The following is a 26,697-nucleotide window of genomic DNA, read 5'->3' on the forward strand; positions in this document are numbered from 1 at the left end:
GTGTTACTTTGTTTACGCATAAAGTCATGGGGGTATTAAGTTATTTCTTTCATTTACAAATTTAATAATTCTCTTGGCTTTATGCTATTTTGCTAGCACATTACAAACATAGGAACTAAGCAAGCAAACACAGTTTTTCGCAGATTAGCTGTTTTGAATTTTCAATCTATAGAACTAGTCAACGAAAAACTGTGTTTTAAAGAAAAAGCTTTATCCGTCTGCTCTTCCGCTTTCAGCAATCATCTGGCGAATATGTTGATTGAAGTCGGTAAGACTCATCAGCTTTTCGAGGGTGATATGCATCCGCCAGCGCCAGTAATTATGTGGATTGGCCGGGATATTGATGCGTTCGGCATCAATGTCTGCATTACGGGTGGCTTCGTCCATTGCGGTCCAGTCTTGCCACGTCAGGATACAAAGCATCGAAGGACACTGCAGGTGACGGCGGACGATTTCCTCGCATAACCAGCCAGGAGCTTCTTCGGGTGTTGTGCCCCAGTAGTGCAGTTCGTTATGATAGAAGCGGTCGGTAACGGTGGAGTCTTCTTTCCACCAGCCGCGCAGGGTAGTCATATCGTGGGTGCCGATGGTACATACCGAGAGGTAAGGATAGTTCTCGGGTCTGCCAAACTCTATACCGGTTTGTTTGGGCATCCGCTGGATTTCGAGTGAAAGTATTTGTAGCTGGTTCATTACCCAAGGTACGCAGCCCGGTACCATACCCAAGTCTTCTCCACATACCAGCATCGGGGTTGCTTGAAGCAGTATGGGTAGTTTTTTCATCGCTTCGTGGTACCAGAATTCATTATGACGCTGGTAGTAGTAATGATCATAAAGGCGGTTGAATGCTTGCTGTTCTTTAGCAGAAAGGTGGCAGAATACCGGTTCGTTCTGTACGGCGATGCGTGGATGGAATTTATTAGGGTCATCGCGGTCAGCGATGAAGAGCACATCGCTGATGAGTGAATAGAGTTTTTCGCGCATATCCGTACTGGCGGGGTCATCCTTTCCGTCAAAGTATGTCTCGACCTTACGTTGAGTGTTGTATTCGGGTCGCAAGGCATACAGTTTGCTGGGAAGATGTTTCAAAAAAGTGTGGCGCACCTCGTGTGCCTTGTCACCGAAAAGTTTATCTATCAACTGGTCATCAATGTACGGACGTGTCATACGTTCCTTGTCGAAATCGAGTCCGAAGCTTTGTATTTCTTCTTTGCTCATTGGAAGCGAAGGGACGAATTGCCCCAATAATCCGTGGACAGAATGATAAGGAATCTCCCAGATACGGAAGAAACCAAGGATATGGTCGATGCGGTAGGCCGTGAAGTATTCTGCCATCTTGCGGAAACGTCGTTGCCACCAATGGTACTGGTCTTTCTCCATCACTTGCCAGTTGTAGGTGGGCATTCCCCAATTTTGTCCGTTGGTGGAAAAAGCATCGGGAGGAGCTCCTGCTTGCCCGTTCATATTGAAATAATAAGGCTCTACCCATGCCTCCACGCTGTTGCGGCTGATACCTATAGGGATATCACCTTTCACGATGACTCCCTGGCTGCGTCCGTAGGTGCAGGCATCAAGCAGTTGTACGTGCAAGTAGTATTGCAAAAAATAGTAGAAACAGATGTCTTCGTAGTACGTACTTCCGGGGATGCACATTTGCTGCACTCGGTCTGCTTGGTATACGCTGTCCACTCCCCATCGGCGAAAATCGGCAGTGCCATTCCGGTCGCGCAACACGCTGAATGCAGCGTAAGGCTGTAGCCATTCTTCGTTCTTTTGCACGAAAGCTTTGAATTCCGGCATTTCCAGAAATTGTTCTTGCTCTTGGTGGAATAAGGTATGCAGGTATTCCCGTTTCAGGCAGTTTACTTTTTCATAGTCGACCTGCGATAAGCCGTTCAGGGTAATACGGCGTCGCTCGAAAGCCTTCATTGCTTCTTCATCGTTCAATGCAGGCAACTGGCGCAGGTCAATATACATCGGGTGAAAAGCATAAATGGAGATACTGTTATAGGGATATGAGTCTATCCACGTACCAGTCATTGTAGTGTCATTGATAGGGAGTATCTGTACGGCACGTTGTCCGGTCTCGATGGCCCACGTGATGAACCGTTTCAGGTCGCCGAAGTCACCTACACCGCAACTTCCTTCCGAGCGGAGCGAAAACACAGGAATGGCTGTTCCCGCAATACGGCAGGCAGGACGGTTGAAGAATACTTCTGCTTCGGCAGGCAGATAAGTTTCTCCGCGTTGAAGCGGACGTATCTGAAAAAGGCGGTTAGGACGCGTTTCCCATTCTTCTACAGCTCCCGTCTTCTCGTTGATGGCGACAAACTTATACTCGAATGGTGATTTTAGTGCCGATGCATCCAATGTGAGCTGCCACACGCCCGAAGCAACCTCGTGCATCCGGATAGGACGGCAATACTCCCAATTACCCAGTGCACTACAGCTCCCGATAATCCCCAGTTCCTGTCCTTGTACATGCAATCCCGGACAAAGGGCACGGAAAGTGATGCAGCTTCCCACATTGTTGCTCAATCGATTGGGCGATGTCAGTGGATGGACATCATTAAAGGCGGAACTATAACGGTAATTTTCGGTAGGAAGATCGCGCCAGCAATCTTCTATGAGGTATTGATGTTGCTGGACATTGCCCGAATACACGGTGTGTGCAATAGCTCCCAGTTCCTTGCGGATGCACATATCGTCGCGGAACACCCCGTAACGATAGGTGATAGGACGTCCGGACTCGGCAGGCGAATAATCGCAACTTCCTTTCCATTCGCTTCCGTCGCGGGTGGAAAGCTGGAGAAAGAGAGGGTCACCTTCATCGAAGATGACACGGAGGTCTTCTCCCCAAACAGTATGGTATTGGATACGGAATGTGAGTTTCATCTGATTCTGTTGGTTAGTTTATGTGTCAAATATAAGGAATTATATGATAATATGCAAATGTGGGAATGTGTCAATGTGGGAATAAAAAAAACTCCAGCAACAAAATGCATTGCTGGAGCTTCCCCTAGTGTAAGATGCGGGGCTGGATTTTTAATTGTGAATGAATATGAAGTTAATAAAAACGCCTTATGCGTCGATATTCGCATATGTGGCGTGTCTTTCTATGAATTCACGTCGTGGAGCTACATCATCCCCCATCAGCATGGAGAAAATGTAGTCGGCGTCTGCTGCGTTTTCGATGCTGACTTGCTTCAGAATGCGGGTTTCCGGATTCATGGTCGTTTCCCACAACTGTTCCGGATTCATTTCACCCAAACCTTTGTAACGCTGAGTGTGGATACCTGTTTCGGTACCGTCACCGTATTTCTGCATAAATGCCTGACGTTCTTCATCGGTATAGCAATATTCGCTGATTTTGCCTTTGGTGCATTTGTAGAGAGGAGGATTGGCGATGTAAAGGTGTCCGCCCTGGATTACTTCAGGCATGTAGCGATAGAATAAAGTCATAATCAGGGTATCAATGTGCGAGCCGTCAACATCAGCATCCGTCATGATTATGACTTTGTTGTAGCGCAGCTTCTCAATGTTTGCCTTCTTGCTGTCTTCCGAATCATCTACACCGAAGCGTACCCCCAGTGCCTGTATGATGTTGTTTACTTCGTCACTTTCGAACGCTTTGTGCCACATGGCTTTCTCTACGTTTAAGATTTTACCTCTTAACGGCAAGATGGCTTGAAACTGGCGGCTTCTGCCCTGCTTGGCAGAGCCACCTGCCGAATCACCTTCGACAAGGAACAGTTCGCATTCTTCGGGTGTGCGGCTGGAGCAGTCGGCAAGCTTGCCCGGAAGCCCTCCTCCACCCATCGGGCTTTTACGTTGTACAGATTCACGTGCCTTACGGGCTGCAATGCGTGCCGTAGCTGCCAATACTACCTTGTCTACGATAAGTTTGGCTTCTTTCGGATGTTCTTCCAAATAATAAGTTAAAGCTTCACCCACGGCTTGGTTGACAGCACCGCTCACTTCGTTGTTGCCCAATTTGGTTTTAGTCTGTCCTTCAAACTGTGGCTCTGCTACTTTTACCGAAATGACTGCTATCAGCCCTTCACGGAAGTCCTCGCCCGAAATTTCTACCTTGGCTTTTTCCAATGCCTTGCTGTCTTCGGCATATTTCTTCAGCACACGAGTCAATGCCGTGCGGAATCCTGCTTCGTGCGTACCTCCCTCGATGGTGTTGATGTTGTTTACATATGAATGGAGGTTTTCGCGGAAGCCTGTGTTGTACATGATGGCACACTCGATAGGAATACCCTGTTTTTCAGTATTCAGATAGATGACATCATCGATGAGTGGTGTATTGCTTGAATTAAGGAAGCGTACAAACTCTTTTACGCCCTCTTCCGAATGAAAGACCTCTTGTTTGTACGAACCATCCTCTTCTTTTTCGCGCTTGTCGGTCAAGGTAATAGTAATACCTTTATTCAGGTAGGCAAGCTCGCGCATACGTGCCTGGAGAATGTTATACTTGTATTCGGTAGTGGTAAAAATCGATGCATCAGGCCAGAAAGTCTGACGGGTTCCAGTAATATCGGTTGTTCCTACTTCCTTTACAGGATAAAGTGGCTTTCCACATGCATATTCTTGTTGGTAGATTTTTCCGTTTCTAAACACATTGGTCACCATGTGGGTAGACAATGCATTCACACACGATACACCGACACCGTGCAGTCCTCCAGATACTTTGTATGAGCCTTTGTCGAATTTACCTCCGGCATGGAGGACGGTCATCACAACTTCCAGTGCCGACTTTTTTTCCTTTTGGTGAAAATCTACTGGGATGCCTCGCCCGTTGTCTTGCACGGTGATTGAATTGTCTTCGTTGATAGTTACTTCTATGTGGGTGCAATAACCGGCGAGTGCTTCATCAATGGAGTTATCTACTACTTCGTACACCAGATGGTGTAATCCTTTTTCGCTGATATCGCCAATATACATAGCGGGGCGTTTGCGTACGGCTTCCAGTCCTTCCAATACTTGAATGCTGCTTGCCGAATACGTATTTCCGCTGTTTAGGGTCAGTTCTTCGCTCATATCTTTTCAGTCTACTTTTTAAAACGGTCAAAGATACGCATTTTTCGTGAGATAGTGAACTTTTGTTCCTCTAAAAAAACGGAAAATAACAAAGGCCGATAATCAGTCGATTATCAGCCTTTTTATGTACCCAGACCCGGTACAAGGCATAGAAATCATAGGAAAATAAAAGAATTTATCTCCCTTATTATCAGCAATTTGCAAACTTCCTATTTTCTCCATTTTTGCCATATTTTGCCCGTTTTCTGTTATTCAGTACACTTTTAGTACACTTTGAAATCTCATTTTCTTTTGTACCTTTGCAATATCGGAAAACAAAAGAAAATCAACTATTTAGTAATTTTACCCGGTTACGGTACCTAAATCGGGATAAAACCTCTAAACAATGGCAAAGTTAGAAAATAAAACGAAAGAAAATCCGAAACTGGAACAAAATAAACTTTCGGATGGCAGAATCAGCCTTTACTTGGAGTATTATTTAGGTAGAGAGGAAAAGCCCGTATTGGATGAAAACGGCAATCAGGTATATTACGAAAGTGGCAAGATGCAAGGAAAGCCAAAATTCGCAGTCAAACATCACAGGCGAAAAGAAAACCTTAGCCTGTATCTGATAGACAAGCCACGTACTCCTGCGGAACGGCAACAGAACAAGGAAACGTTGGAACTCGCTTCAAAAATACGTGCAGAACGTGAGCAGGAGTTCAAGGAAAGTATGCTTGGTTACCGCTTGAAGAAAGACAGGACAGTTAATTTCTTGGATTATTATCAAGCCTATATTAACAGTTACACGAAGAAAGATATCCGCATGGTGCAAATTGCGCTTAATCGTTTCAAGGATTTTTTGAAAGAACAATACCCTGTGAATGAATTTAGTATCAAGCCCGAACTCATTACAAAAGAAATGATGGAACAATTTGTTGCTTACCTACAATCCCGAAGTGTGGGTGAGGGAGCAAAAAGCATTTTCCAACGATTCAAGAAAGTTGTTCGATATGCCATAGACCATGATGTCATGCTGAAAGACCCATGTAAAGGTGTTACCTGCAAGGTAGATAGCCAAATACTTCGGAAAGATGTGCTTTCTCCCGAAGAAATACAAAAACTGATGGTTTGCCATTACGACAATGAAAACCCGACAGTCAGACGGGCTTTCATCTTCTGTCTGTACTGCGGCTTACGCTTCTGCGATGTAAAAGACCTTACTTATAAAAACGTGGACTATGCCAACCGACTATTGAAATTTGAACAAAGCAAGACAAAAGGACATTCAGCCAGCAGCGGTGTAGTTATTCCCCTGAACGATGGTTTGCTGTCTATTATTGGCGAAGCTCCGGCAGACAAGAATTGTCTGATATTCAATTTGCCCTCATACGAGAGTTGCTGTAAATCCGTGAAGCGTTGGGTTAAAAGAGCCGGAATAGACAAGCACATAAGCTGGCATTGTGCAAGACACTCGTTTGCCGTGAACATTTTGAATAACGGTGCGAACATCAAGACGGTAGCCAGTCTTTTAGGACATAGCGGATTGAAGCACACAGAGAAATACACCCGTGCAGTGGATAAATTAAAAGAGGAAGCGATAAATAGCTTACCCGAATTAAAGTTTTAACCATAAAAGACCTATCTTTGTAACTATGGATTTTGAATCATTAGTAAAACATATCAGCACGATACAGAACACGTTGCAGGCACAAGCCGCACACGCTGTAAACCTCGCCCTTACCGCCCGTAACTGGCTTATGGGGTGCTATATCGTGGAATTTGAGCAGAACGGAGAAGACCGTGCAGCATACGGCGAACAACTGTTGAAGAAGCTGGAACAACGTCTGAAAACAAAAGGTCTGAATGAACGTAGATTTCGTGAGTTTAGGCGTTTGTATCTTGTTTATCCACAGCTAAAAGAGCCTATTGCACAATATATTACATCGCAAATCCAAATTCGGCACTCAGTGTGTGCCGAATTAATAGAACCAATTCGGCGGATACCGTCCGCCGAATTGAGAACTGCAAAAGAATGGATAATTCCGGCAGATAGACTCTTTAATAAACTCACATATTCTAATTTAATGCTCATCTCTGCTATTAACAACCCTGTAAAACGAGCTTTTTATGAAATGGAAACCATTCGTGGCTGTTGGTCATATAAGGAGTTAGAACGACAAATAGCATCTTTATACTATGAACGTAGCGGACTATCCCAAAACAAGGAAGCTCTTTCCGCTTTAGTCCGGCAACAAGCAGCCTTATTGCAGCCTAAAGATGTTATCAACACCCCTGTTACTTTAGAATTTTTAGGATTGAATGAACGTGCCTTAGTAACAGAAAGCGACTTGGAGCAATCCATTCTTGACAACCTGCAACACTTCCTGCTGGAAATGGGACATGGCTTCTGCTTTGAAGCCCGGCAAAAACGTATCCTGATTGATGAGGATTATTTCTTTGCTGACCTTGTATTCTATCACCGCATTTTGAAGTGCCATGTCATTGTGGAATTGAAGATAGACAAGTTTCGCCATGAGTATGCTTCACAACTCAATATGTACCTTAACTACTTTAAAGCGGAAGTGATGCTGCCGGATGATAATCCACCTATCGGAATCTTGCTTTGTACCGAAAAGGGAGATACATTAGTAAAATATGCCACTGCCGGATTAGACCCGAACATCTTCGTGCAGAAGTACATGATAGAACTTCCAAGTGAGGAAGAAATAAAGGAGTTTATCACTTCTGCAAACTGCCAATAATTCAACCAAACAAATACTGGCGAAAAGAAAAAGACTATTTCTCTTTTCGCCAGCATAAATATTTTGCTGCTAATAGAAATAGGTTTAGTTTGTTTTGGATATATACAAAGCCATAAACTAACCTTATTATAAAAAGCTAAAAGACATTCCGTATAGAAATTGACTTTAAGTAAATACATATTCACACTGAATAGTGTAAAGAAGAATATAATTCTTGCTGATTAGCCTATTGGTTTCAACTTATTTCACAGCATGAACATTATTTAGGTATTTCCAGATTCATTTTCTTCATATAGGCAGTATCAAGCTCCGCGCCTTTCCAGTTTATGTCGGGAGGAAACTGTTTCCATCCGTCTTTGGGTGGCGCAAGTACCCATTTAGGAACAACTGTTTTTACAACAACTCCTGCTCCATGCATCTTTGTTGAATATTTAATAAGTAGTCTGTCTTCCTCAAGATTGTAATTGCTAAGAGTTGCTCTTGTGTAAGTATTATAGCTATTTCCATTCACTTCATAAGAAAAATCATATTGTGTTTTTGGACTTTTTCCTACCAGAAAACTGGTATCCTTATACTTGGCTATGGTATAGCGTACATTTTCGGAATTATAAAAGTAATATTTATCAGAGAAATAGACGTAAATAATATTCATAGCCAGCAAGATACCAACAATTTCCCAACCGTTCTCTTTTATCCAATGTATGAATTTGCCTGTCATATCACTTGAAGCTTTTATTGATTACCTGATAGTTTGAGGATAGTACAATTTTTCTTCCTTATTTAATTGAAAAATAAGTAACTGCTATGACTAAAAAAATGGCAACTACAAGACATCCCAATGCTATAAAGAGATAGTTGGGATAATGAAACTCAAGGTCCATATAAGGTATATGTTTTCGTTTTACATATTTACTCCATAGCCAAATAATATATTTGCCTATACTTTCCAGTCCTACAATATCAATCATTATTATCGTCTTTTGAATATTCATTTTATGGTTCGTTTCAGAAATAAACTGCCATTTATAGTTTTCCGTTGCTCTTAGAGGTCTTTTGTCAGTCTGAATAACGCATATCCTATTATGATGAATAATATTCCTGCAATAATGCCAACTATCCAGAATAGTTTTATTGGATATTGAAATATAATATCTTCATATTTTATCTTTTTTTTCTGTGTATGATTATGCCAAATCCAAACTAAGAATTTCCCAACATGATAATATATACCTGGTGCACTCATTATTACTTATTGTTTTTGTTGTTTAATGTATCTATTGAAGTTTCATACCAATTAAAATGTTCTTCTGAGGTATCATTCCAAAAGTTGAAAGTTTCTACCATGTCAATAAATGATTTACCTTCTTCACTCATTTTGAAACGTTGTTTAGCCTGCTGAAACATTTTTCCAGCCTCTTTTTGCCATCCGTGTCCTTTAGGCTTATAAAGATTTTGTTTATACATTGGAGATTTGACATAAGCATTATAGCCATTAAGACCACTTGTTATTTGACTGCAAGGTCCTAAAATTCTTAGTACTCCTCCAATGAATGCTGTGGGAGCAAAGTCCATGAATGCTTGCGCTCTTTCTTGTGGTGTTTAAGAAAAACCTCCAAGTGTATGTCCTGTAATCCAAATTACAGGGGCATTAACCCCATCATAAAAGAATTTTGTGAATAACCTTAGCCCTTCTCTAAAATGTTTGAAGAAGGAGAGTTTATGTCCATCTCAAAAGCTGCTAATCCTCTCAATTCTCTTATTTCACCATTGTAAACCTGTCTTGGTATATCTATAATCCTTCTTTCCGTTATGTCAATTATTAATAATCTTTGTCCTGTGGATATAGAATACTCACTTGACAGGTCATTCCATCTTTTTAATTCTTCAACTGTAACATCAAACATTTCTGCAATATATGCTAAGGTATCTCCTTCACACACTACATATCTTGCGCATCCATTTTTGTTAAATAGTCCTCTAAGGCTTTTTTTATCATTTTCTTTGAGGTATCAATGCATTGGATTTGAACAATGTTAGGTATGCATATTTGGTATGGCAATATATTGTCATCCATATCTATGACTGTTCCATACGCGTCCTCATAATAATTCTGATATTGTACAAAAGCATACCCTTCTCCTATGACAAATCCAGTATACGGAATTCCTTTTGTTTTATAATCCAGAAAATCTTCTCTGCTTATAAAAATATTATTGTATTGGCTCATAGATGGATATAATTAAAATTATGGTGTATTATTTCAAACGAATCTAATAAAATATTCGCAAATATCAAATAATTTTAAGTGTTTTCTATACATTTTGATTGCTAATCTTTCTAATCACCTCCATATTCCAAAAAGTTTACCCAATTAATCACCATACAAATCCTCTACAATATTATTGGTGTATATAATACTATTTATTGTTATTAAATATATACAATTCACTCGGTATTAAGCAATTATTGGATTATATATTTGTCTAAAAACAATCGATCTGAATCTCGGCTGTGTGTATCAAACATTGGAACAGAAACAGATTGTGTACCATAAATAGGGGCTAAATAACCAAGAAAAAACAGCCTAAAATAAAGTGTATTATAATGTTGTAGCCTCTCTATGGATTCATTATCATTTTGGAATAAAGCAATATAATCATATCTATTAGTTTTTTTACTTGGATATATATAAATACTCTCAAAAACAGAATCTTTTCCTATTTCTAAAATAGACTGATAGTCTTTTCTTTCTATAAAAGGAGATAAAAAAGCTATTTTTGGAGCACGAGAAAAATCTTCCAATTTTTTGTCTGAATTAAATTCCAATACATATACTGGATAATTTTTGTTATATGGTATTATGCTATGAATCTCATCGGCATTAACTTGCCTAAATGAAAGTAGGGTAATACTTGGTATTTGACATGTTCGATAATAGTTGTAAAGTCCATTTGCTGAATACAATAAAACTATCAAAGCAACAATAATCCATAAGAAATGATATTTTCTTGTTTTAACTACATACCCAATAATACAAATAGAAGTAATACTAACAATCAAAAGACTAAAAATAAGATATAAAATGCCCATATCCTTGACTAAATTTGCCAAAGCACATCACCTACTTTTACATTTTGATAATGCTTTGATTGAATGTAATGGACAATATTTATTGGGAAACACCTCATCAGCTACCTCTACATTAACCTTAGTGTACTCTTTATTAAATCTGAAAGAAAGAAAAATTTCTTCACTTTCATATAAATACTCTATAACAAGATACATCTCACCATCTTCATTGAAATCCATTTCTGAGCCATAATCAGATGAGTATTTATTTTCAGCTACACCATTTACTCTCTTAATTTCATTTTTTAACTTATTATACGAGGTTAGTTCAAAATCAATTTTTATATCGTCTATTCGCTGAAAAACAAGAGTTTGACTTAATGTATCACAATTATAACAAAAAACTAATGTGTCTTTTGTTTTAGATTTTATATTCGTACTATCAATATTCAGGCAATTAGCATAAAATGGCATGAATATAAAGCCTAATATTGTCATGCTTATGTATAAAATAAATTTGCTCATAAAAATGATTATTATCGCGTTGATGAAACATCCAAACTTCTTCCTTTAAGATGATATTTAGGAAGATTATAATCAGGTGTAAACCCAATTGGATATCTATATGACTTCACTAATTTTGAAGAATTTGGAGATAAAGTAACAGCATCCCCTTGATTCCCTCCTAATAAGATAATTCGATGGTCGTCATTGATTCCTGCCACAAATCCAACATGAGAATAATTCATAATTGCTATTGCCCCATAAGCTGGTTTATTTAATTCTATTCCATAATGCAACCAAGAATATGCTAATGCGTTATTTGTCCCCACAATTCCAACTTGATATAAACACCAATTAACAAAACTGGAACACCAAGGTATCTCATCTTTATCAAAATTTGAATTAGTAACACTATGATATTCTATAATTCTTTCATTATGTTTCTTCCCTCTTACTTCTTGAACACCTAATTCTCCAATAGCAATATCCATCCAAGGAATTTTGTTGATTATTGGCATAGAAGCGATTATAGGAGTTTCTTGAAAATACCCAAATCCATTCGAAATGCCACAACATAGTTTTATTTCTTTTTGGGACAATAAACTCTTATAATCATAAGACTGTTTTAAACAAACTTCTAAATAATTTTGCATTTGGAAAAAATAAGCAGGAATTATATTTTTCAACATATCTAAGAATATTACCTCTTCAAAGTCCTCCTGTTTTAAAAATATCTTTAATAGGACATTGTAAGCCCAATATTCTTCAATATATAATCTTACCGTAGAGCCAAAATACCCTTTGTCTATTTTATTACCATCCTCATCTGCCCAATATGCTTTTAAATGAACTTTATTTAAAGTAGCACTTTTTTCTGAGTCTTTATAAAGACCAATAACCTTAACCATATAAAAATCCTCCAATTATAACAATTTTACATTTTTCACTTCTACTATACCTCTTGAATCAACGACACCTGAAAACCGTTTGAAAGTGCCATCATCAAATTCAAGTATAAAATTAACCTTATCACCTTCAGTTGCATGTTTTACTACAGCACATAAGGTAGCTATACCATTATGAGGAAATTCATTTATTCTTTGATGAGAATTTGCATCTTTCCAATAAACTTCAACAATTTCGCCTATTGAACCCTCTTCTAAAACACGAGTAATTACTTTAAAGTTTTCTTCCTCCTTATATTCCTCCCACCAAAAGCCGTAAGTCGTGCTGACTCTCCTGTCCATTTTGACAGTTCTGTTAATATCCAATCGTGTAGGAGATATGAGGAAACGAGTAATCATAGGAGCATTTCCCTCCGCACTCATACTCTCCTCGTGAAAATAAAGGTACGCTTCATCAAAAGCGATTTCACGAAACATTATGTCATCCTTGGTATGAATTATCCGTCCGAACACAGGTATGGGTTCAGACCTTAAAAAGAAACTTTGAAGCGGTCTGTCCATATCGGCAAGCAGCATTTCCAATACTGCATTACTGCTATCAGATTCCATCTCTACATAGATGTCTCCACCCAATATCCCGGTAGTAGGTCTACCTTTCCAATCAATGTTACGATAAAAGCCATATTCATACCTTAATATATTATGCTTGTAACTATTTATTTCTAAGGTTATTTCAGAATTCATACTCTTTACTTTTATATGTTTAACATCATCAATCCCAAATATATAAAAAATCAGGAAGAATGATATTATCTGAGCGGATTATCTCTGTTTATCTGCTCAAGAACATAAATATATTTCTTCCTGATTATCAGCATTAACGGTTCTTCATCTTGTCAGCTTCCTTTTTCAACTGCTCGGCTTGTTCGTTGAGCAGTCTTGCACGTTCCAACGCTTCCACTTGTTTTCGCAAACGGTATTCAAAATCAATCACCGAATCCGTCAGATTTCGGATAAAACGCTCATTTCTCTGCCATTTGAAATTGTTCTCCAGCAAATCAAGGGTCGTTCCATCTGCCTGTCCCTGCATCAATAAATAGCGATATTTTATATCGTTGTCCTGTAACTTTTGCATTCGTGTAACCAAACGAATGTTCAACCATATGGAAGCGGAACAGAGAACCAGCACTGCCGAAAAGATAAACAATCCCGGACGAATCCAAGAAGTAACCTTATTGTAAATCCGTTGATAAAACGGTAAGGGGATTACACTCTCTTTCTCTGTCCTGTAAGCGTTCAATGTATCAATCATTGTTTTGAAACAACGATAGGTTTCCAGTGATATTTTCTTGGTGTCCTCAATATGTTTCTGCTGACCTTGCATCCTGTTCCTTATATCGTCAAGCTGGCTTCGGATAGCCTGTAAATCCTTTTCGGGAACAGCCGGATTATTGTGCAGTTCCGACAACGCCTGTTCGATAGCATCCAACCTTTCAAGAGTTTCCTCCCGACTGGCTGGTGTTATTTGCGCTTCCTGCTTCTCTTTCAGTTCAGTAACCATTGAGAGAAGCCCCTCTAAAATCAGATTATCGTCCATTCCGTTTACAATTTAAGTTGTCTTTTCTTTTTCTTCTTCTTTTTTAAGTAAGGATTATAAGGGTCTTCATCTGCCGGATTCGAAGAAAACAAGCCGACACAACCTGAAAACAACGATACTCTGCTGCTTTCCTGTGCCAGAGCCTGTCCCCGGACTGGTGTATCAACCCATTGCACGTTATGTTCAGTGACGGTTACCAGCCCCGAATCTCCGAAAAGTCCGTCCAATTTGGAGAAACTGAAACTGCGGTCTATCTCTGAACCCTTGAACGTATATTCTCCTTTGGTAAAGGATATGCCCTGTATCTCATCACTCTTTCCCTTATGCTTAAACTGGATTGTGATGTCCTTTTCCGCTAAACGCTCCTGCAACTGTTGCCAGTTCCGGGATTTTCCGATTTCATTCTTCACAGCTGTGTAAATCTCGTATTTCGACTTGTCCGGCTCCTTCAATCGGTGTTGCTTCACCTGTTCTTTCCCTTTGGCAAAGTAAAGCCCATGTTTGGCTTTCAGCTTCTTGCACACCTGTTCGTTACGGTACATATCGTTCCTGTCTGATATGGTCTTGCCGTTGTTGTCTATGCGGTTGAACACGATATGCACATGAGGGTGTTCCCTGTCCTGATGGCGCACGATGATATATTGCGTATCGGTGATTTTCATTTCACGCATATACTCCTGCGCAAGCTGTACCATTTTTACATCCGTCAGCTTGGGTGCATCCACGGTGGAATAACTTAATGCGATGTGTCCGACCGGCTTCTTCAAACCGGGATTCATTTCTGCCTGCGTACAGAAACTGCGGATTATATTACTTCGGTTTTCCGTCAGTACTCCGTCCGCATGAAGCAAAGCCGCCTGTTTCTTGCCCAGCACATAGTTTACACAGCCTTTAAAGCCGCTTCCTTTTTTTATTTTTCCAATCATCGGACAACTGGTTTATGATTTCGACAATCCCGTTTTTGAGTTTTACCAACTCTACTGCCACAAGCGCAAATCCTCCGGCATTTGCCCGGTGTGCCAACTGGTTGATGTTGTTGGCTTCTCCTGCCAGCTTGCGGATGGTGTCCGCATCCTGCCTGTTCAAACGTGGAACGATCTCTGCCGTAATAATAGCCTGCCGGACATATTCGCTGACCTTTACTCCGGCTTCTCCGGCTCGCCTTTTGACTGCGTAGTATTGCAGTTTTGTCAGCTTCGTACTGACTACCCTGTTCTGTCTTTCCAGTGTCTTTTTTACCGGGCGACCGCCCGGCTTATCCTTTATCTCTGTCATACTTTTTCGTTTTAGATGATGTCTTAAAAATTGCGACCAACGGGAGAAATTTTCTTTGCGGTGAGCAAAGCAAGGTGGTTTCGGTCTACCGAAACATAACCTTGCTCTCCCTATGAAACCGTCTGTCGATGGTGTACTTGGCAGACTAAATGCCCCTGCCTTTCTTTTGCTTTGGGGTGGCACGCTGTCCGGTTTTCTGCTTTGTTTCCTGCACTTGGCTGGCTTTGCTTTTATACTCCGGCTTCCTGCCGCACAGGTAGTCGTTCAGGTCGGCATACCCTCTGTAATTGTGTGAGAAATCACGGGCACGGTAGGAAAATTCCGCTTCAATAGCCTTTGTTGCCCGAAATCCTGCCGTGTCGTTGTCAAGCATACAATGGATGCGCTCGTACTGGCTCAACACGTCAATGGCTTTCGATGCATTGGCGGTAGAATTAAGAATTACATAGTCCTGCTTGTCAAGGTCGGGCATGGTCGGACAGTTCTTCATGCGGAGCGTAAGGAAAGACAAGTAGTCCATAAACCCCTCGAATACTAGACATTTTTCTCTCGGTTCTCCCTGCTGCCGTATGTAAGTAATATCCTTTGGAGCGATACATCCCTTGAAAAAGGAATTGCGCACCTCGTAACCTCCTGCCACATTCGGAAAGCCGATTGCAAAATAGGGCTTACCGTTGTGGATGAAGCGGAGTTCCCTGCATTCTCTTTTCGCCAGTTCCACATCAATACCCCGTCCCTGCAAGTAGCGGAGCAATGCCGGGTGGGTCAAATTTCCGGCTTCCAAATGCTGGAAACTCGGTTCGGCTCTCCGTTGGCGAAAAGAAAAACTGACCGGGAGGATATGCGGTGCTTGTTCCGCTATCCGGTTTAACAGGTACGGCAGACTGTCGGAACAATAAAGTTCCTTTGCCAGTGCAATGATGTTACCGCCTTTACCTGCTCCATAATCATACCATAGGTTACGTTCCGTGTTCACCTTGAAGGATGCTTCGTGTTCCTCCCTTAGAGGTGATTTGTACCATAAGCCGTTACCCTGCTGCTTGACGGGCGAGTAACCCAAACTGTTCAGATAGTCCACGATGGATATTTTCTTTGCATCTTCGATGTTCATAACATTTTCTTTTGGATGGTTAATGATAATTGAGAAGTGTGTCAGTCCTGTTTAGTCCGTCATATATATACCCGTACCATACCAAACTTGATTTGAAGCTGGCATGGAAAACGGAAATTCCGTTCCGCTTATATATACACGGACTAAACCAAACCGACTTTTAATAATGGAAGTCGGGATTATAACGATAGCCCTTTCCCTCTTTCACAATCATACGCTTGTTTACAAGGAACTTGTTAAGCGACACAAGGACATTGCGCCCACGCTCGTAACCTATGCTTGCATAGCCCTGTTTCAATGCCTGTATGACATTGGGATAGCCTTGTACGACACGTTTCCCGAAACCATTTTCTAATGCTTCACGGTGCTGTTTCTCCGTAAGTTCCGTAAGTGAAAAGCCCCTGTCCTGTTTGGGCTGCTGGAACACATACCCCTCCACGACTTCGGGCAATGCGCTGTCATTGATGCGAAATGCGAACGGGTCAAATTCCCGGTCGCGTATGTGCATAGCCTTTACCTCGCTTATGTTACCGTCTTGCGTGCTTTTAGTAATTTGCAGAACAGTTTCAGCCTTGTTGTTCAGTTCCGTACCGATATGCCCCCTCGTGTTATCGTCCCCTTTGTTCAGATGCAGTACGGTATGGATATGCAGGTTATATCCGCTTGACCAGCGCATTAAAAGGTTTATCAGCTCGGTCGATTCGCTGGGGCTGTTGATGTCGTACATCAAATCACGGATTCCGTCAATGACAAGCAAGCCTACATCAGGCATATTCTCCAGCATATAGCCGATTATCTGCTTGCGCTTGTCGGGAGTCTGTTCCCTTAGCACGATGAAAATAAAATCCTCCCTGTCCTTGTCGGTTGGCAGTCCGGCAAGGTGTAAAATACGCTTCATGACCTTATGACAGTGATATTTGCTCTGTTCGGTGTCCACATAAAGGATTTTCCGTTTGTTCGGTGGCAGGTATGCCGAATACTTCAATACCTCGTCATTCTTCAACGCTGCCGCAACGATGGCTGAGATATTGAATGTCTTTTTGCTCTTGGCTTTGCCTGTGGATGCACTGAAATTTCCCAGTGTACCGATTGTAGAACCGTTCACCCAAAGAATTTCGGGCGGCACTTCGTAAGTGTCCGTAACTTTCAGGTGAATGGTTCTCCAAATGGCTGCGAAGTCCTCCTTTTCCATAACGGCATACTGTTGCCCGGTTATGGGTGTTTTCTTGTCTTCCATAGCCTTTATTTCTTCAAGGGACGGTTAAGGATATACTTCTGCGCTTCCTGCTCTATCTGCGCTTTCGTCTTGACAGGGTTCTGACGCAGCCACGCTTCCAGTTCCGATTTCTCGAAATAGAGCATTTTCCCCTGTGGCTTGTAATGGGGTATAAGGTTACCCGCCGTCAGCTTGTACAGGTAACTCTTTGAGAGATTCAAGAATGTGCTTGCCTCGTCAAAACTTAGCACGTTCTTGGTCAGGAACAACATTCTTTCGAGTTCTTCCACTCGCATTTCCAAAGTCTTTTCCATATTGCTTGAAACTTTTTTGGTGAAACAATATGAAGGTGCGCACCCTCGTTTCCTTTTTGATGGAGCAAAAATCGGCAGTATTCAAAACTTCAATACACAAGTTACGGGTAACTTACGTGAAACATTTTTGTTTTGACCCATGCCGACATCTGTATGCCGCATCGTTTTGTTAACGGGAGCAAAGTTAAGGACTTGAAAATGAAGTCTAATTGACCTTTGTTTGAGCGTTCAACCTATGCTCAACCTTTTTTCAGTTGTTTGATGTATTTGTCTATGATTTCGTATCCTTTCGGATAAATGCTTTTTGCTTGGTCTGTCGCACTTGACAGGTCTGTACGTGTAAGCGGTTCGCCTTTTAACTTCCCCAATACCAGTTTGTTGTGTGCAACAACGGACTGCCACTCATAAACTATGTAATTATGGCAGCTTAGCTGCATCATAAGGTAGGCAAACAACCGGGTATTATTGACTTTCAATACTCCGTCCAATTTACAGTTGAAAAAGTCCGTGAGTATTTTAGGGCTAACGGTAGTAGTAAACATTCGGGATTCATTCAGACATTCGGCTAACAATTTGAGTTCAGAGGATTTTAATTTGGATTGGAACGGACTGGATTTGCCTACAATCTTTTTCAGCTTCTCCTCTATCTGAACTTCTTCTTTGGACTGCATTAATTCTTCAGTAGTTTCAACAGGATAAAAGGCTTTTTCATTTTCTTGCAAATAGTCCAAAAACTTGGTTGATACCACAAAATCAATGATAACGGAAAAGTAAGGAAGCTGTTCATCATAGCAGACTGGTTCACGCAGGTATTCGTCCATGTCAAAGGACGGACACGGAAAATTGATATACTTTTTTCTTTCAACCGGGGTCAAATCCTCGAAGAAGGCACTTTCCCACAAGAAGTCGGGAATATACATATCCATTCTTACATTCCGCAACGCACGGTACTTCTGCTGCATGGCAACAAGGCTCTCGGTTACACGAAATATTTCCTGCCTTAAATATTCCCTCACCTGCTCTTTGGTAAAATATTCACGTTTCAATGTCAGGGCACGAATCATCTTGTCATACTCGTATGCAATACAACCGTCCAACAGTTTCTGTATCTCCCTGAAATTTTTCTCCCTACAATCTTCCATAGCCGTAATTGTCTAATCGTTATTTCGCAAAGATAAAAAAGTAGTCCGTCCAAACACAGAAAAGGGAAAGAAAAAGAGGGAAATAGGAAGATTTGCTAAGAGAAAGAGTTAATAAACAATAAATATCTCGGTTGCAAAACTATGAAAGTACACTTTTCTTTGTTTTCGTCAAAAAGTACACATTTAGTACGCTTTTCAAAAATAGAAAACCCTGATAATCAGTCGATTATCAGGGTTTATTCGTACCCAGACCCGGGGTCGAACCGGGATGGATTTTACTCCACTGGTGTTTGAGACCAGCGCGTCTACCGATTCCGCCATCTGGGCATTCCGTTGAATTGCGGTGCAAAGGTAAGAAGTATATATTAAAGTTCCAAATATTTATAGGGGTTTTGGAATATTCTAAAATACTTTTAACATCATCTCTCTTCTATTATTTAATATCTGAGTACAAATAACAAAAGGCTGAATCGGTAAGATTCAACCTTGCTATCTTTTTGTGCTAACAATTACTTAAGCCAATTTAGCAATATGAGCAGCCAGTTTTGACTTTAAGTTAGCAGCTTTGTTCTTATGGATAATGTTGCGTTGAGCTACTTTATCCAAAATCTTTTGTACTTTAGGATACATTGCTACTGCTTCTGCCTTGTCAGTAGTCATACGAAGTTTCTTCACTGCGTTACGCATTGTTTTAGCATAATATCTGTTGTGAAGTCTTCTTTTTTCAGCTTGTCTGATTCTTTTAATAGATGATTTGTGATTTGCCATCTCGACTAATCTTTAAATATTGTTCGTGATTCTGTTTATTATGTAGCCCGTGGGAGAATCGAACTCCCCTTTCAAGAATGAAAATCTTGCGTCCTAACCGATAGACGAACGGGCCATCCTTTGATGCTTTCGAGGAAAGTATCCCTCATTTGCGGATGCAAAGGTAGGAAGATTTTTTATTCCTGCAAAACTTTCTGCAGAAAAAATATACTTTCTCCTTAAAAGTCATATCTTTGCAAGTGTAAAACAGTGAATGGAAGTGAGATCAGTGTCACATTTTGATTCTTTAGTTTTATTTGTAGAGCCATGTTACAGAAATATCAAGGAGTAGTGTTACATACACTGAAGTATAATGACCGTTCAAATATTGCCTGTATTTATACAGGTGAGGGTGGGAGGATGTCCTTCTTGTTCCCGGCGCAACGTTCACGCAAGTCAATGGTAAGGTCGGTGCTGTTCCAGCCCTTGTCGTTGGTAGAGTTCGAAGCCGAGGTGCGTCCTCGTGCCAGTGTACATCCCATTCGTGAGGCGAAGGCATGGATGGTTTTCCAATCCTTGCCTTACGATCCCTATAAGTCTGCTATTGCGCTGTTTCTGGCTGAGTTTCTTTATCGTGCTTTGAAAGAAGAGGGAGCCAGTGCATCATTGTTTTCTTATTTGGTTTATTCGATACAATGGCTTGATGCGTGTGAAAAAAGTTTTGCTAATTTTCACTTAGTCTTTTTGATGCGTTTGTCTCGTTTTCTGGGGTTGTATCCGAATATGGAAGATTATGCCGAAGGTTGCTGTTTTGATTTGTTGAATGCCTGTTTTGTGACGGAGCCACCGTCGCATGGTATGTTTGTCGTTCCTGCTGAGGCTTCGCGCATCTGTAATTTGATGCGTATGAACTATGATACGATGTATTTGTTTGGGATGAATCGTACCCAGCGCAATCGTTGCCTCGACATCATTCATGAATATTATCGCCTGCATCTTCCTGATTTCCCGGAATTGAAGTCATTCCGGGTACTTCAGGAACTTTTTTAAACAGGCGTTTTTCCGATGAGGAGAGTTAGGGGAGGGTTATTTGCATTACGAATCCACCTCGTGCCAGACAAGGAACTTCTGTCTCTTTTCCTATGGAAAGATTTTTTTCGATGCGGAATGATTTTTCATCTGTTCCGTCCCCGATGAAAAGTACAGCCGTCTGTTGTGGCAATGAAAGGCGTTGCAGTGAAAAACGGAGGATTGCCGGCGTGTCTTTTCCGTTGATGCCGGCAATGTACCATGTGTTTCCTTTTTTGCGTGCCAGAACGGCGTGTTCTCCAGGATATCCGCTCAGCAGTCTGGTATCATCCCACGTTGTAGGAAGAGTTGATAAAAGCTGTTTCACCTCGTCAGGCAGGCTTTGGTACGTTTCAGGACGATCAGGCATATGCTGGATGCCCGATTCGAAAAGGATGGGCAGAGCTAACTCGTGACCGTAACTGGTGATGTGTGGGTGCTGCGAGTCAGAAAATGTGCCGGGTGTATAGTCCATTGAGCCTATAACGTTGCGTGTAAAAGGCAAGGTCGCGTTGTGGCAGGCTGCACGTGAGGTGAGTCGTTCGTTGTTATTATACCATTCAGCTCCATATACGGATTCCAAGGTAATCAGTTGCGGATAGGTACGTTGCCAGCCCCACGGTAGTGTACCTCCGTGCAGGTTTACGAGCAAGTGGTGGCGTGCTGCGTCCTCCAGTAAGTCGAAATAATAGTTGATTGCTTGCTGGGTGTCGGTTGGGAAGAAGTCCACTTTTACGCCTTTCACTCCTTGCTTTTCCAGCCAGGCAAATTCCTTTTCACGGTCGGTTGCCTTGTTGAGGCGGTAGAGTGGAGTAGGTGCTCCTTCAATCCAGTTGGTGGTTGAGTTATACCAAAGTATCGGGCGAATGTCTTTCGAATGAGCATAAGCGAGGACATCTTCGATGGTACCTCCCGTCATTTGGTCCCATTCGGCATCGATCAGTGTATAGGGCCAGTGCATGGAAGCTGCCAAGTCTACGTATTGCTTCAGCAAGGCGCAATTGCGTGCCCCGTGATTGTGTGCCCAGTAAATCCACGATGCATTACCGGGTTTTATCCAACTGGTATCCTTTAGCTGACAGGGTGTAGCGACATCGGTTGTCAAGGTCGATTCGGTAATGTCGGCCAGTGTACCGATGATAAGTGTATGCCACGCTGAATGCCATTCGCCCGTCACAGATAATGCATCCTCTACCATTTTCACCCGATAACGTTCCGTGCCTTCGTTTACCAGATAAGTTCCACAATGAATACGCTGTAAATCCGATTCGGTTATCAGGGCGAATACATCTTTCTGTGGTTCCATTAAGGCGGGATATCCCCATTCGCCGGATTTGCAACCTTCGGTGCTGAAAGGATAAAAGCCTTCGTTGTCTACTGAGCGGGGACGCATCCAGCGTGGAGAGCCTGTTGCCAGATCATAGGAAGTACATTCGTTTGTAATCATTTCTCCGTTTGGGGCTGTTTTCAGCTGGTAGCGGAAAGCGATTCCGTCATCGTATGCCCGTATAATAAGTGTCAGACATTGTTCTTTATCGTTTACCAGAATGAATCTCCGCTCATTGGCATGGTTGATACAGTGCTGGCGTTTGCCGGTGATCATTTGATAATCATCGGTGTGAAGGCTTGTTTCCGATGCCGATTGCAGGCGCAGCTTAGAGGACAAGTCTTGTCGGTTGGTCTGTATTCCCAAATGGATTTGGTTGAAAATGTATTGGTCTCCGTATCGGATAGAAAGGCAGGCTGTGCCTGCTGCATTATTTTCCGGGCAGTGTAGGGTCACGCTGATTTGTCCGTTGGGTGAATGGATTTCGGTAGCTTGCAATGTAAAAGTAAATAACAGCGTTGTGAATATGGCAAATAATTTGTGTTTCATAGGTGGTTTTAACAGTTTTATAAGTTTGGATAGGCAAATATACGGAAAAAAGCGGATGGTGACAATTGGTAGAGGTGTATTTTATCATGTAGAAATTCAAAATAGTTTCAAACAATGACTGTTGAAAAAGTAAGGTCATTCTGTCTCAGAGTGAAGGGGCTCTCATATAATAGTTTATGTTTTCGAGATCCTTCGCTCTGGGACAGAATGACAAATGAAAGCTGTCTTTTATTTTAAGACAGGCTCATTGTGATGAGAGTTATTGGTGTCGTACTGCAGGTGCTCCAAAATAGCTTGGATACCGGTTGTCGGGATAGAGGACGAGTTGTTCGAGTACGATTTCCGGATCAATCATATATAGTTTTAATCTATGCATACCTGCTTTCTTTACATGCAGTTTTGTGGTTAGCATACGCAGGTTGTCGAATACTTCGTTACGGCGAAGTTGCTTGGAACCGGTAAGCTTGATGGTCTTGTCTTGCTTGGGAAGTGGTTTCAGGTTGGGCGACTGAGCCAAGTTGGCTGGATTGTATTCGCCGAATGTGTCCACGAATCCTTGGCGGGCATCTATCACTTCCGGTATTTCATCGTCTATTGCTACGGCGATACGCAAGCCTCGTTCGGGATAAACGTCTTGTGTGGGTAAGATACCGATGCAGAGCGAGACGGTTCCAGTATCGGGCAGTAGTATCTGGTATTCTAGGTATGGGGCTTCCTCAGGCTGGGCACTAGGAGCTGTTACAGGGCTGATACCCATACAGGCATATCCTCTTCCCAAGTCGGGCAGTTCAGTCCATGCGGCATCTTTTCCGGGAACGTTTTTGTTATATAGGTATGCTGGAATGGAAAATTCGGTTTTACTCAAATTGCCGAAATAGGCTTCCTTTGTGTCTGGTGCTTGTCCTTTGACGGCCCGGATACCGATAGGAAAGTTGGTTTCTCCACTCTTGATGGTCAGGCAGGCTTCGTGTGTTCCATTGCCGATGGCAGCCCAGTCTATGTTGACTTGGAGGCGCGTTTCGGTTTTTACCGTCCCGGAGGGTTGGCTGACTTTTATCCAAGTTTGTGACGGGGTTGCCGTGAAATTGATGTTTCCTTTTCCTCGGTTGAAGAGGTCAATATAATAGGTTTGGTCAAGCAATGCGTCAAATAGAGGCAATGCCAGTTTGTCCGTATAGTCGGTAGCCTCGCAGCCTTCCGGGCAAATGCCTAAAGATGGGGTGTCTTGCAGGGTGACTTGTTGTGAGGAAGGAAGCAGTGCTTGTTTGGGCATGGACCATTGTGTGTAACCGATGTGTATGTCCGACATCATGTTTTTCCATTTGCCGTTTGCCAGTGTATCATTGTAATAACATGTCAGCCGTTTGTCTTTTTCGAACAATTCTTCAGCTTGCTTCGCATACAGGTTGGCCAAAGGTCTGCCCTGCTTTGCATAAAGATGGTTGCGTGTAGTGGCAGTGTAGATGTTAGCTATTCCGGCAGAAGCTACGGTGGGATAATACACCAGTTGGAAATAAGCATCTTGCCAGTCGGCAGGGAGAAGACGGGAGTATCTGGATGGCAACGCGTAACGGTTTGCTTTGCTATGACGTTACACGTAACCAGTATTCGGTGATGATGACCGGGCAAGGCCTTTTAGATGATGTGATTTGTGGACTGGTGAAAGACGGTCACGGCGATTTGTGGTGCAGTACGATGCGGGGAATTAGTCGCATTGATGGACATACGAAGGAGGTTGTCAATTATTATGCGGGAGATGATTGGCAAGGAAACGTATAGCTGGAAGGACGTTATACACAGGCTACAGATGGAAGCATTTATTTCGGGAGTGGGAAAGGAATTGTTTGTTTTCATCCGGATAGTATCCGAAAAGTGCGGATGGAACGTACGCCGGTCATTACCGGGATGCAGGTCAATGGCCGGTTGGTAAATCGGCAGACCCTTTCAGGCAAGCATCCGGTTGTCAGTGAAGATTTGGTGAGGGCTACAGGTGTTCACCTTTCTTATTCTGACAACTCGTTTGCTTTTTGGGTTTCGATGATGGATTACCGGAATGCGGAAAGTATCTTTTATGAATATCGGTTGGAAGAATTCGGTGATACCTGGAGCCGGACGTTGCCGGGTGAGAGTCGTATACAGTATCATCACTTGCCTCCAGGTGACTATACTTTGTTGTTACGGGCGTGCGAAAATGGTTTTTGTTCGCCTGTCAGGGCGATGAAGGTGCATATAGCTCCCCCTTGGTATTTTAGTCCGTTTGCCCGGATACTCTATACCTTATTTATAATAGGTGCATGTTGTTTGTGGTATATTGCCGTGCAGCGCAAACGCCGCGAGGAAGTGGGAGAAATGAAGCTGCGCTTTTTTATCAACATTGCCCATGAGATACGTTCTCCGCTCACATTGATTGTTTCTCCGGTAGAAGATTTGCTGAAAAAAGCCAGTGATGCTGAAATGCATAAATCATTGCTGCTTATCCGTTACAATGCCAATCGCATATTGGGGCTGCTGAATCAGTTACTCGATGTACGGCGGATAGACAAAGGGCAGATGCGGTTGCATTTTGCGGAGATTGACATACGGCATTTTGTGAATGAGCTGTTGGATGCTTTTTCAGGGCAGGCACGCCAGCAGGGCATTACCCTGCAAGTGGAGTTTGCAGATGATTTGCCCTTGGTATGGGTAGACCCGGACAATTTCGACAAAGTGCTGGTGAACCTTTTGATGAATGCATTGAAATATACTCCGCAGCAAGGAACCGTCTGTGTCAGTGTGAAGACGGGCAGTGCTCCGGATGCGGCAGGACCTTTGCGCGATTATTTGGAGATAGCAGTAGAGGATACAGGTAAAGGCTTGAATGAAAGAGAACTGAAGAAGATATTCGAACGCTTTTATCAAAGCGAATCCGGCCGTGTATCTGCCCGGCAAGGGTTCGGCATTGGGCTGAATTTATGTCAAGCATTGGTAAAGCTTCATTATGGTGTCATTTTTGCAGAAAACAGGAAAGATGTGCAGGGAAGCAGGTTTGTGGTGCGTTTACCTTTGGGAAACAAGCATCTGAAAAAAGAAGAAATGGCAGATGGAAAGCCGGAAGAACATCTTTCCTTACATGGACGTGTGGAGGAACCTGCCTATTTCCCCGTCTAGGAGAAAGGAAAGCGGAATCCGACACATTACCGTGTGCTTGTGATAGACGATGATGAGGCTTTGCGGAATTTCTTGCAGGAAAGCCTGTCGGTTCATTACCGGGTAGATGTGGCTGCCGACGGCATGGAAGGATGGCAGAAAGCACTTGCCACGTTGCCCGATGTGGTCGTGTCGGATGTGATGATGCCGGAAATGGACGGATTTCAGTTGCTGAAGGAACTGAAGAAGAATCCCAACACCAACCACATTCCGGTTGTGCTGTTGACTTCGAAAACCGAATTGGCCAGCCGTATGGAAGGTCTGGAACAAGGAGCGGACGGATATCTGAACAAACCGTTCAGTCAGGATGAACTGGATGTGCTCATTGCCAACCTGATAAGCAATCGTCTCCGCCTGAAAGGGAAATATTCCGGTAGCCAGGAGCAGGAAGGGAAGGTGAAACCGCTCAAGGTGAAAAATACGGACGAGATATTGATGGAACGTGTAATGACAGTCATTGACCAGAATTTGGGTAATCCCATGCTGAGTGTGGAATTGTTAGCAAAGGAAGTCGGTATGAGCCGTACCCAATTGCACCGCCGGATGAAAGACATAACTGGTCTTGCGGTAAGCGATTTTATCCGTAATATCCGTTTGCGTCAGGCTGCACGGCTTTTGAAGGAAAAGCGGCTTATGATTACGCAAGTGGCTTATGCTGTAGGATTTTCCAGTCAGACCCATTTCTCGACGATGTTCAGAAGACAATATGGGATGACTCCGACGGAGTACGCAGAAACAGGAGAAAAAGCATCCGAAGACACGGAGGTTACCGGAACTGGTACGAAACATCCGGATGAAGCCTGAACATACTCATGCTGATGGAACACCGATGACGCAGAAAGGCCCGCGCCGGCACAAATTTTATATCAATGAATGTCCGATTTAGCCGACAAGAAG

General features: G+C 42.3%; 27 protein-coding genes and 2 tRNA genes. 6 read left to right on the forward strand and 23 right to left on the reverse strand.

Annotated elements, in window-relative coordinates:
• Positions 1-210: 210 nt before the first annotated feature.
• Together B5F25_RS07040 and gyrB are read right to left on the reverse strand one after the other, a co-directional pair.
• Positions 211-2,895 (reverse strand): 4-alpha-glucanotransferase, encoded by a 2,685-nt coding sequence (locus tag B5F25_RS07040; protein ID WP_087248559.1) that lies wholly within the window; start codon positions 2,893-2,895, stop codon positions 211-213.
• A gap of 186 nt (positions 2,896-3,081) precedes the next feature.
• Positions 3,082-5,046 (reverse strand): DNA topoisomerase (ATP-hydrolyzing) subunit B, encoded by a 1,965-nt coding sequence (gene gyrB / locus B5F25_RS07045; protein ID WP_022039830.1) that lies wholly within the window; start codon positions 5,044-5,046, stop codon positions 3,082-3,084.
• Positions 5,047-5,431: 385 nt separating this feature from the next.
• On the opposite strand from gyrB, the gene B5F25_RS07050 reads away from it, so the two are divergent.
• Together B5F25_RS07050 and B5F25_RS07055 are read left to right on the forward strand one after the other, a co-directional pair.
• Entirely contained in the window at positions 5,432-6,655 is a 1,224-nt protein-coding gene (locus B5F25_RS07050) for a site-specific integrase (RefSeq protein WP_087248561.1), read from the forward strand.
• 25 nt (positions 6,656-6,680) lie between these two features.
• Positions 6,681-7,790: a PDDEXK nuclease domain-containing protein gene (locus tag B5F25_RS07055; protein WP_087248563.1), complete on the forward strand. Its 1,110-nt coding sequence runs from the start codon at positions 6,681-6,683 to the stop codon at positions 7,788-7,790.
• 259 nt (positions 7,791-8,049) lie between these two features.
• Here B5F25_RS07055 and B5F25_RS07060 read toward each other — a convergent pair whose 3' ends face one another.
• The 19 genes from B5F25_RS07060 to B5F25_RS07145 all read right to left on the reverse strand — a co-directional run bounded on the left by B5F25_RS07060 (position 8,050) and on the right by B5F25_RS07145 (position 19,806).
• Positions 8,050-8,508, reverse strand: coding sequence for a hypothetical protein (locus B5F25_RS07060; RefSeq protein ID WP_013618430.1), 459 nt, complete (start codon positions 8,506-8,508; stop codon positions 8,050-8,052).
• A gap of 58 nt (positions 8,509-8,566) precedes the next feature.
• A complete protein-coding gene (locus B5F25_RS22720) occupies positions 8,567-8,758 on the reverse strand; it encodes a hypothetical protein (protein ID WP_087248630.1) in 192 nt (63 codons plus the stop codon).
• Between the two features lie 277 nt (positions 8,759-9,035).
• The gene (locus B5F25_RS22415; protein ID WP_241148371.1) at positions 9,036-9,362 is read right to left on the reverse strand and encodes a hypothetical protein; all 327 of its coding nucleotides are present in this window, start codon (positions 9,360-9,362) and stop codon (positions 9,036-9,038) included.
• A gap of 110 nt (positions 9,363-9,472) precedes the next feature.
• On the reverse strand, positions 9,473-9,730 hold the full coding sequence (locus tag B5F25_RS22420; protein ID WP_241148372.1) for a LysM domain-containing protein: 258 nt from the start codon (positions 9,728-9,730) through the stop codon (positions 9,473-9,475).
• The gene (locus B5F25_RS22425; protein ID WP_241148373.1) at positions 9,730-10,017 is read right to left on the reverse strand and encodes a hypothetical protein; all 288 of its coding nucleotides are present in this window, start codon (positions 10,015-10,017) and stop codon (positions 9,730-9,732) included. Before B5F25_RS22425 ends, B5F25_RS22420 begins: the two co-directional genes overlap by 1 nt.
• A 236-nt stretch (positions 10,018-10,253) precedes the next feature.
• On the reverse strand, positions 10,254-10,901 hold the full coding sequence (locus tag B5F25_RS07080; RefSeq protein WP_087248565.1) for a hypothetical protein: 648 nt from the start codon (positions 10,899-10,901) through the stop codon (positions 10,254-10,256).
• A gap of 6 nt (positions 10,902-10,907) precedes the next feature.
• Complete coding sequence (locus B5F25_RS07085; protein ID WP_013618436.1) at positions 10,908-11,384, reverse strand: hypothetical protein; 477 nt, start codon at positions 11,382-11,384, stop codon at positions 10,908-10,910.
• Positions 11,385-11,395: 11 nt separating this feature from the next.
• Positions 11,396-12,271 (reverse strand): TIGR02594 family protein, encoded by an 876-nt coding sequence (locus tag B5F25_RS22215; RefSeq protein WP_013618437.1) that lies wholly within the window; start codon positions 12,269-12,271, stop codon positions 11,396-11,398.
• 15 nt (positions 12,272-12,286) lie between these two features.
• Positions 12,287-13,012 carry a type VI secretion system tube protein TssD gene (gene tssD / locus B5F25_RS07095; protein ID WP_087248567.1) on the reverse strand — a complete coding sequence of 242 codons (726 nt, stop codon included), beginning with the start codon at positions 13,010-13,012 and terminating at the stop codon, positions 12,287-12,289.
• A gap of 133 nt (positions 13,013-13,145) precedes the next feature.
• A complete protein-coding gene (locus B5F25_RS22430; RefSeq protein ID WP_087248569.1) occupies positions 13,146-13,865 on the reverse strand; it encodes a hypothetical protein in 720 nt (239 codons plus the stop codon).
• Between the two features lie 5 nt (positions 13,866-13,870).
• Positions 13,871-14,791 (reverse strand): relaxase/mobilization nuclease domain-containing protein, encoded by a 921-nt coding sequence (locus B5F25_RS07105; protein WP_087248571.1) that lies wholly within the window; start codon positions 14,789-14,791, stop codon positions 13,871-13,873.
• Positions 14,757-15,140, reverse strand: coding sequence for a MobC family plasmid mobilization relaxosome protein (locus tag B5F25_RS07110; RefSeq protein ID WP_087248573.1), 384 nt, complete (start codon positions 15,138-15,140; stop codon positions 14,757-14,759). The genes B5F25_RS07105 and B5F25_RS07110 overlap by 35 nt, the downstream gene beginning before the upstream one ends.
• A 145-nt stretch (positions 15,141-15,285) precedes the next feature.
• Positions 15,286-16,251, reverse strand: a complete 966-nt coding sequence (locus B5F25_RS07115) for a toprim domain-containing protein (RefSeq protein WP_087248575.1) — start codon at positions 16,249-16,251, stop codon at positions 15,286-15,288.
• Between the two features lie 160 nt (positions 16,252-16,411).
• Positions 16,412-17,488, reverse strand: coding sequence for an AAA family ATPase (locus B5F25_RS07120; RefSeq protein WP_087248577.1), 1,077 nt, complete (start codon positions 17,486-17,488; stop codon positions 16,412-16,414).
• A gap of 5 nt (positions 17,489-17,493) precedes the next feature.
• Positions 17,494-17,781 carry a helix-turn-helix domain-containing protein gene (locus B5F25_RS07125; protein ID WP_087248579.1) on the reverse strand — a complete coding sequence of 96 codons (288 nt, stop codon included), beginning with the start codon at positions 17,779-17,781 and terminating at the stop codon, positions 17,494-17,496.
• A gap of 239 nt (positions 17,782-18,020) precedes the next feature.
• The gene (locus B5F25_RS07130) at positions 18,021-18,923 is read right to left on the reverse strand and encodes a hypothetical protein (protein ID WP_087248581.1); all 903 of its coding nucleotides are present in this window, start codon (positions 18,921-18,923) and stop codon (positions 18,021-18,023) included.
• Between the two features lie 243 nt (positions 18,924-19,166).
• Positions 19,167-19,250: transfer RNA gene (locus B5F25_RS07135), tRNA-Leu, on the reverse strand.
• A gap of 186 nt (positions 19,251-19,436) precedes the next feature.
• Entirely contained in the window at positions 19,437-19,691 is a 255-nt protein-coding gene (gene rpsT / locus B5F25_RS07140) for a 30S ribosomal protein S20 (RefSeq protein WP_022039305.1), read from the reverse strand.
• 43 nt (positions 19,692-19,734) lie between these two features.
• Positions 19,735-19,806 (reverse strand) — tRNA-Glu (locus tag B5F25_RS07145).
• Positions 19,807-19,997: 191 nt separating this feature from the next.
• Between B5F25_RS07145 and recO the strand changes: the two genes are divergently transcribed.
• Positions 19,998-20,720 carry a DNA repair protein RecO gene (gene recO, locus B5F25_RS07150; protein ID WP_087248583.1) on the forward strand — a complete coding sequence of 241 codons (723 nt, stop codon included), beginning with the start codon at positions 19,998-20,000 and terminating at the stop codon, positions 20,718-20,720.
• 25 nt (positions 20,721-20,745) lie between these two features.
• On the opposite strand, the gene B5F25_RS07155 is transcribed toward recO, so the two are convergent.
• Together B5F25_RS07155 and B5F25_RS07160 are read right to left on the reverse strand one after the other, a co-directional pair.
• The gene (locus tag B5F25_RS07155; RefSeq protein ID WP_087248585.1) at positions 20,746-22,614 is read right to left on the reverse strand and encodes a glycoside hydrolase family 97 protein; all 1,869 of its coding nucleotides are present in this window, start codon (positions 22,612-22,614) and stop codon (positions 20,746-20,748) included.
• 259 nt (positions 22,615-22,873) lie between these two features.
• Positions 22,874-24,178 carry a hypothetical protein gene (locus tag B5F25_RS07160; protein ID WP_140406882.1) on the reverse strand — a complete coding sequence of 435 codons (1,305 nt, stop codon included), beginning with the start codon at positions 24,176-24,178 and terminating at the stop codon, positions 22,874-22,876.
• Here B5F25_RS07160 and B5F25_RS07165 point away from each other — a divergent pair.
• From B5F25_RS07165 to B5F25_RS07175, 3 genes are all read left to right on the forward strand, one after another.
• Entirely contained in the window at positions 24,172-24,393 is a 222-nt protein-coding gene (locus tag B5F25_RS07165) for a hypothetical protein (protein WP_087248588.1), read from the forward strand. The two genes, B5F25_RS07160 and B5F25_RS07165, sit on opposite strands and share 7 nt — an antisense overlap.
• A gap of 99 nt (positions 24,394-24,492) precedes the next feature.
• Positions 24,493-25,761: an ATP-binding protein gene (locus B5F25_RS07170; RefSeq protein ID WP_087248590.1), complete on the forward strand. Its 1,269-nt coding sequence runs from the start codon at positions 24,493-24,495 to the stop codon at positions 25,759-25,761.
• Positions 25,762-25,800: 39 nt separating this feature from the next.
• Entirely contained in the window at positions 25,801-26,604 is an 804-nt protein-coding gene (locus B5F25_RS07175) for a helix-turn-helix domain-containing protein (RefSeq protein WP_162614370.1), read from the forward strand.
• Positions 26,605-26,697 lie beyond the last annotated feature (93 nt).

It is taken from the genome of Bacteroides sp. An19 (genome assembly GCF_002160215.1).
GTDB lineage: Bacteria > Bacteroidota > Bacteroidia > Bacteroidales > Bacteroidaceae > Phocaeicola > Phocaeicola intestinalis.

Coding starts and splice junctions, on each gene's coding strand:
- recO (WP_087248583.1), top strand. CDS start 19,998: ATGTTACAGAAATATCAAGGAGTAGTGTTACATACACTGAAGTATAAT.
- B5F25_RS07050 (WP_087248561.1), top strand. CDS start 5,432: ATGGCAAAGTTAGAAAATAAAACGAAAGAAAATCCGAAACTGGAACAA.
- gyrB (WP_022039830.1), bottom strand. CDS start 5,046: ATGAGCGAAGAACTGACCCTAAACAGCGGAAATACGTATTCGGCAAGC.
- B5F25_RS07115 (WP_087248575.1), bottom strand. CDS start 16,251: ATGAACATCGAAGATGCAAAGAAAATATCCATCGTGGACTATCTGAAC.
- B5F25_RS22430 (WP_087248569.1), bottom strand. CDS start 13,865: ATGGACGATAATCTGATTTTAGAGGGGCTTCTCTCAATGGTTACTGAA.
- B5F25_RS07120 (WP_087248577.1), bottom strand. CDS start 17,488: ATGGAAGACAAGAAAACACCCATAACCGGGCAACAGTATGCCGTTATG.
- B5F25_RS07040 (WP_087248559.1), bottom strand. CDS start 2,895: ATGAAACTCACATTCCGTATCCAATACCATACTGTTTGGGGAGAAGAC.
- B5F25_RS07170 (WP_087248590.1), top strand. CDS start 24,493: ATGGAACGTACGCCGGTCATTACCGGGATGCAGGTCAATGGCCGGTTG.
- B5F25_RS22425 (WP_241148373.1), bottom strand. CDS start 10,017: ATGAGCCAATACAATAATATTTTTATAAGCAGAGAAGATTTTCTGGAT.
- B5F25_RS07165 (WP_087248588.1), top strand. CDS start 24,172: ATGGCAACGCGTAACGGTTTGCTTTGCTATGACGTTACACGTAACCAG.
- B5F25_RS07155 (WP_087248585.1), bottom strand. CDS start 22,614: ATGAAACACAAATTATTTGCCATATTCACAACGCTGTTATTTACTTTT.
- B5F25_RS22720 (WP_087248630.1), bottom strand. CDS start 8,758: ATGATTGATATTGTAGGACTGGAAAGTATAGGCAAATATATTATTTGG.
- B5F25_RS07085 (WP_013618436.1), bottom strand. CDS start 11,384: ATGAGCAAATTTATTTTATACATAAGCATGACAATATTAGGCTTTATA.
- tssD (WP_087248567.1), bottom strand. CDS start 13,012: ATGAATTCTGAAATAACCTTAGAAATAAATAGTTACAAGCATAATATA.
- rpsT (WP_022039305.1), bottom strand. CDS start 19,691: ATGGCAAATCACAAATCATCTATTAAAAGAATCAGACAAGCTGAAAAA.
- B5F25_RS07060 (WP_013618430.1), bottom strand. CDS start 8,508: ATGACAGGCAAATTCATACATTGGATAAAAGAGAACGGTTGGGAAATT.
- B5F25_RS22415 (WP_241148371.1), bottom strand. CDS start 9,362: ATGGACTTTGCTCCCACAGCATTCATTGGAGGAGTACTAAGAATTTTA.
- B5F25_RS07130 (WP_087248581.1), bottom strand. CDS start 18,923: ATGGAAGATTGTAGGGAGAAAAATTTCAGGGAGATACAGAAACTGTTG.
- B5F25_RS07055 (WP_087248563.1), top strand. CDS start 6,681: ATGGATTTTGAATCATTAGTAAAACATATCAGCACGATACAGAACACG.
- B5F25_RS07125 (WP_087248579.1), bottom strand. CDS start 17,781: ATGGAAAAGACTTTGGAAATGCGAGTGGAAGAACTCGAAAGAATGTTG.
- B5F25_RS22215 (WP_013618437.1), bottom strand. CDS start 12,271: ATGGTTAAGGTTATTGGTCTTTATAAAGACTCAGAAAAAAGTGCTACT.
- B5F25_RS07105 (WP_087248571.1), bottom strand. CDS start 14,791: ATGATTGGAAAAATAAAAAAAGGAAGCGGCTTTAAAGGCTGTGTAAAC.
- B5F25_RS07110 (WP_087248573.1), bottom strand. CDS start 15,140: ATGACAGAGATAAAGGATAAGCCGGGCGGTCGCCCGGTAAAAAAGACA.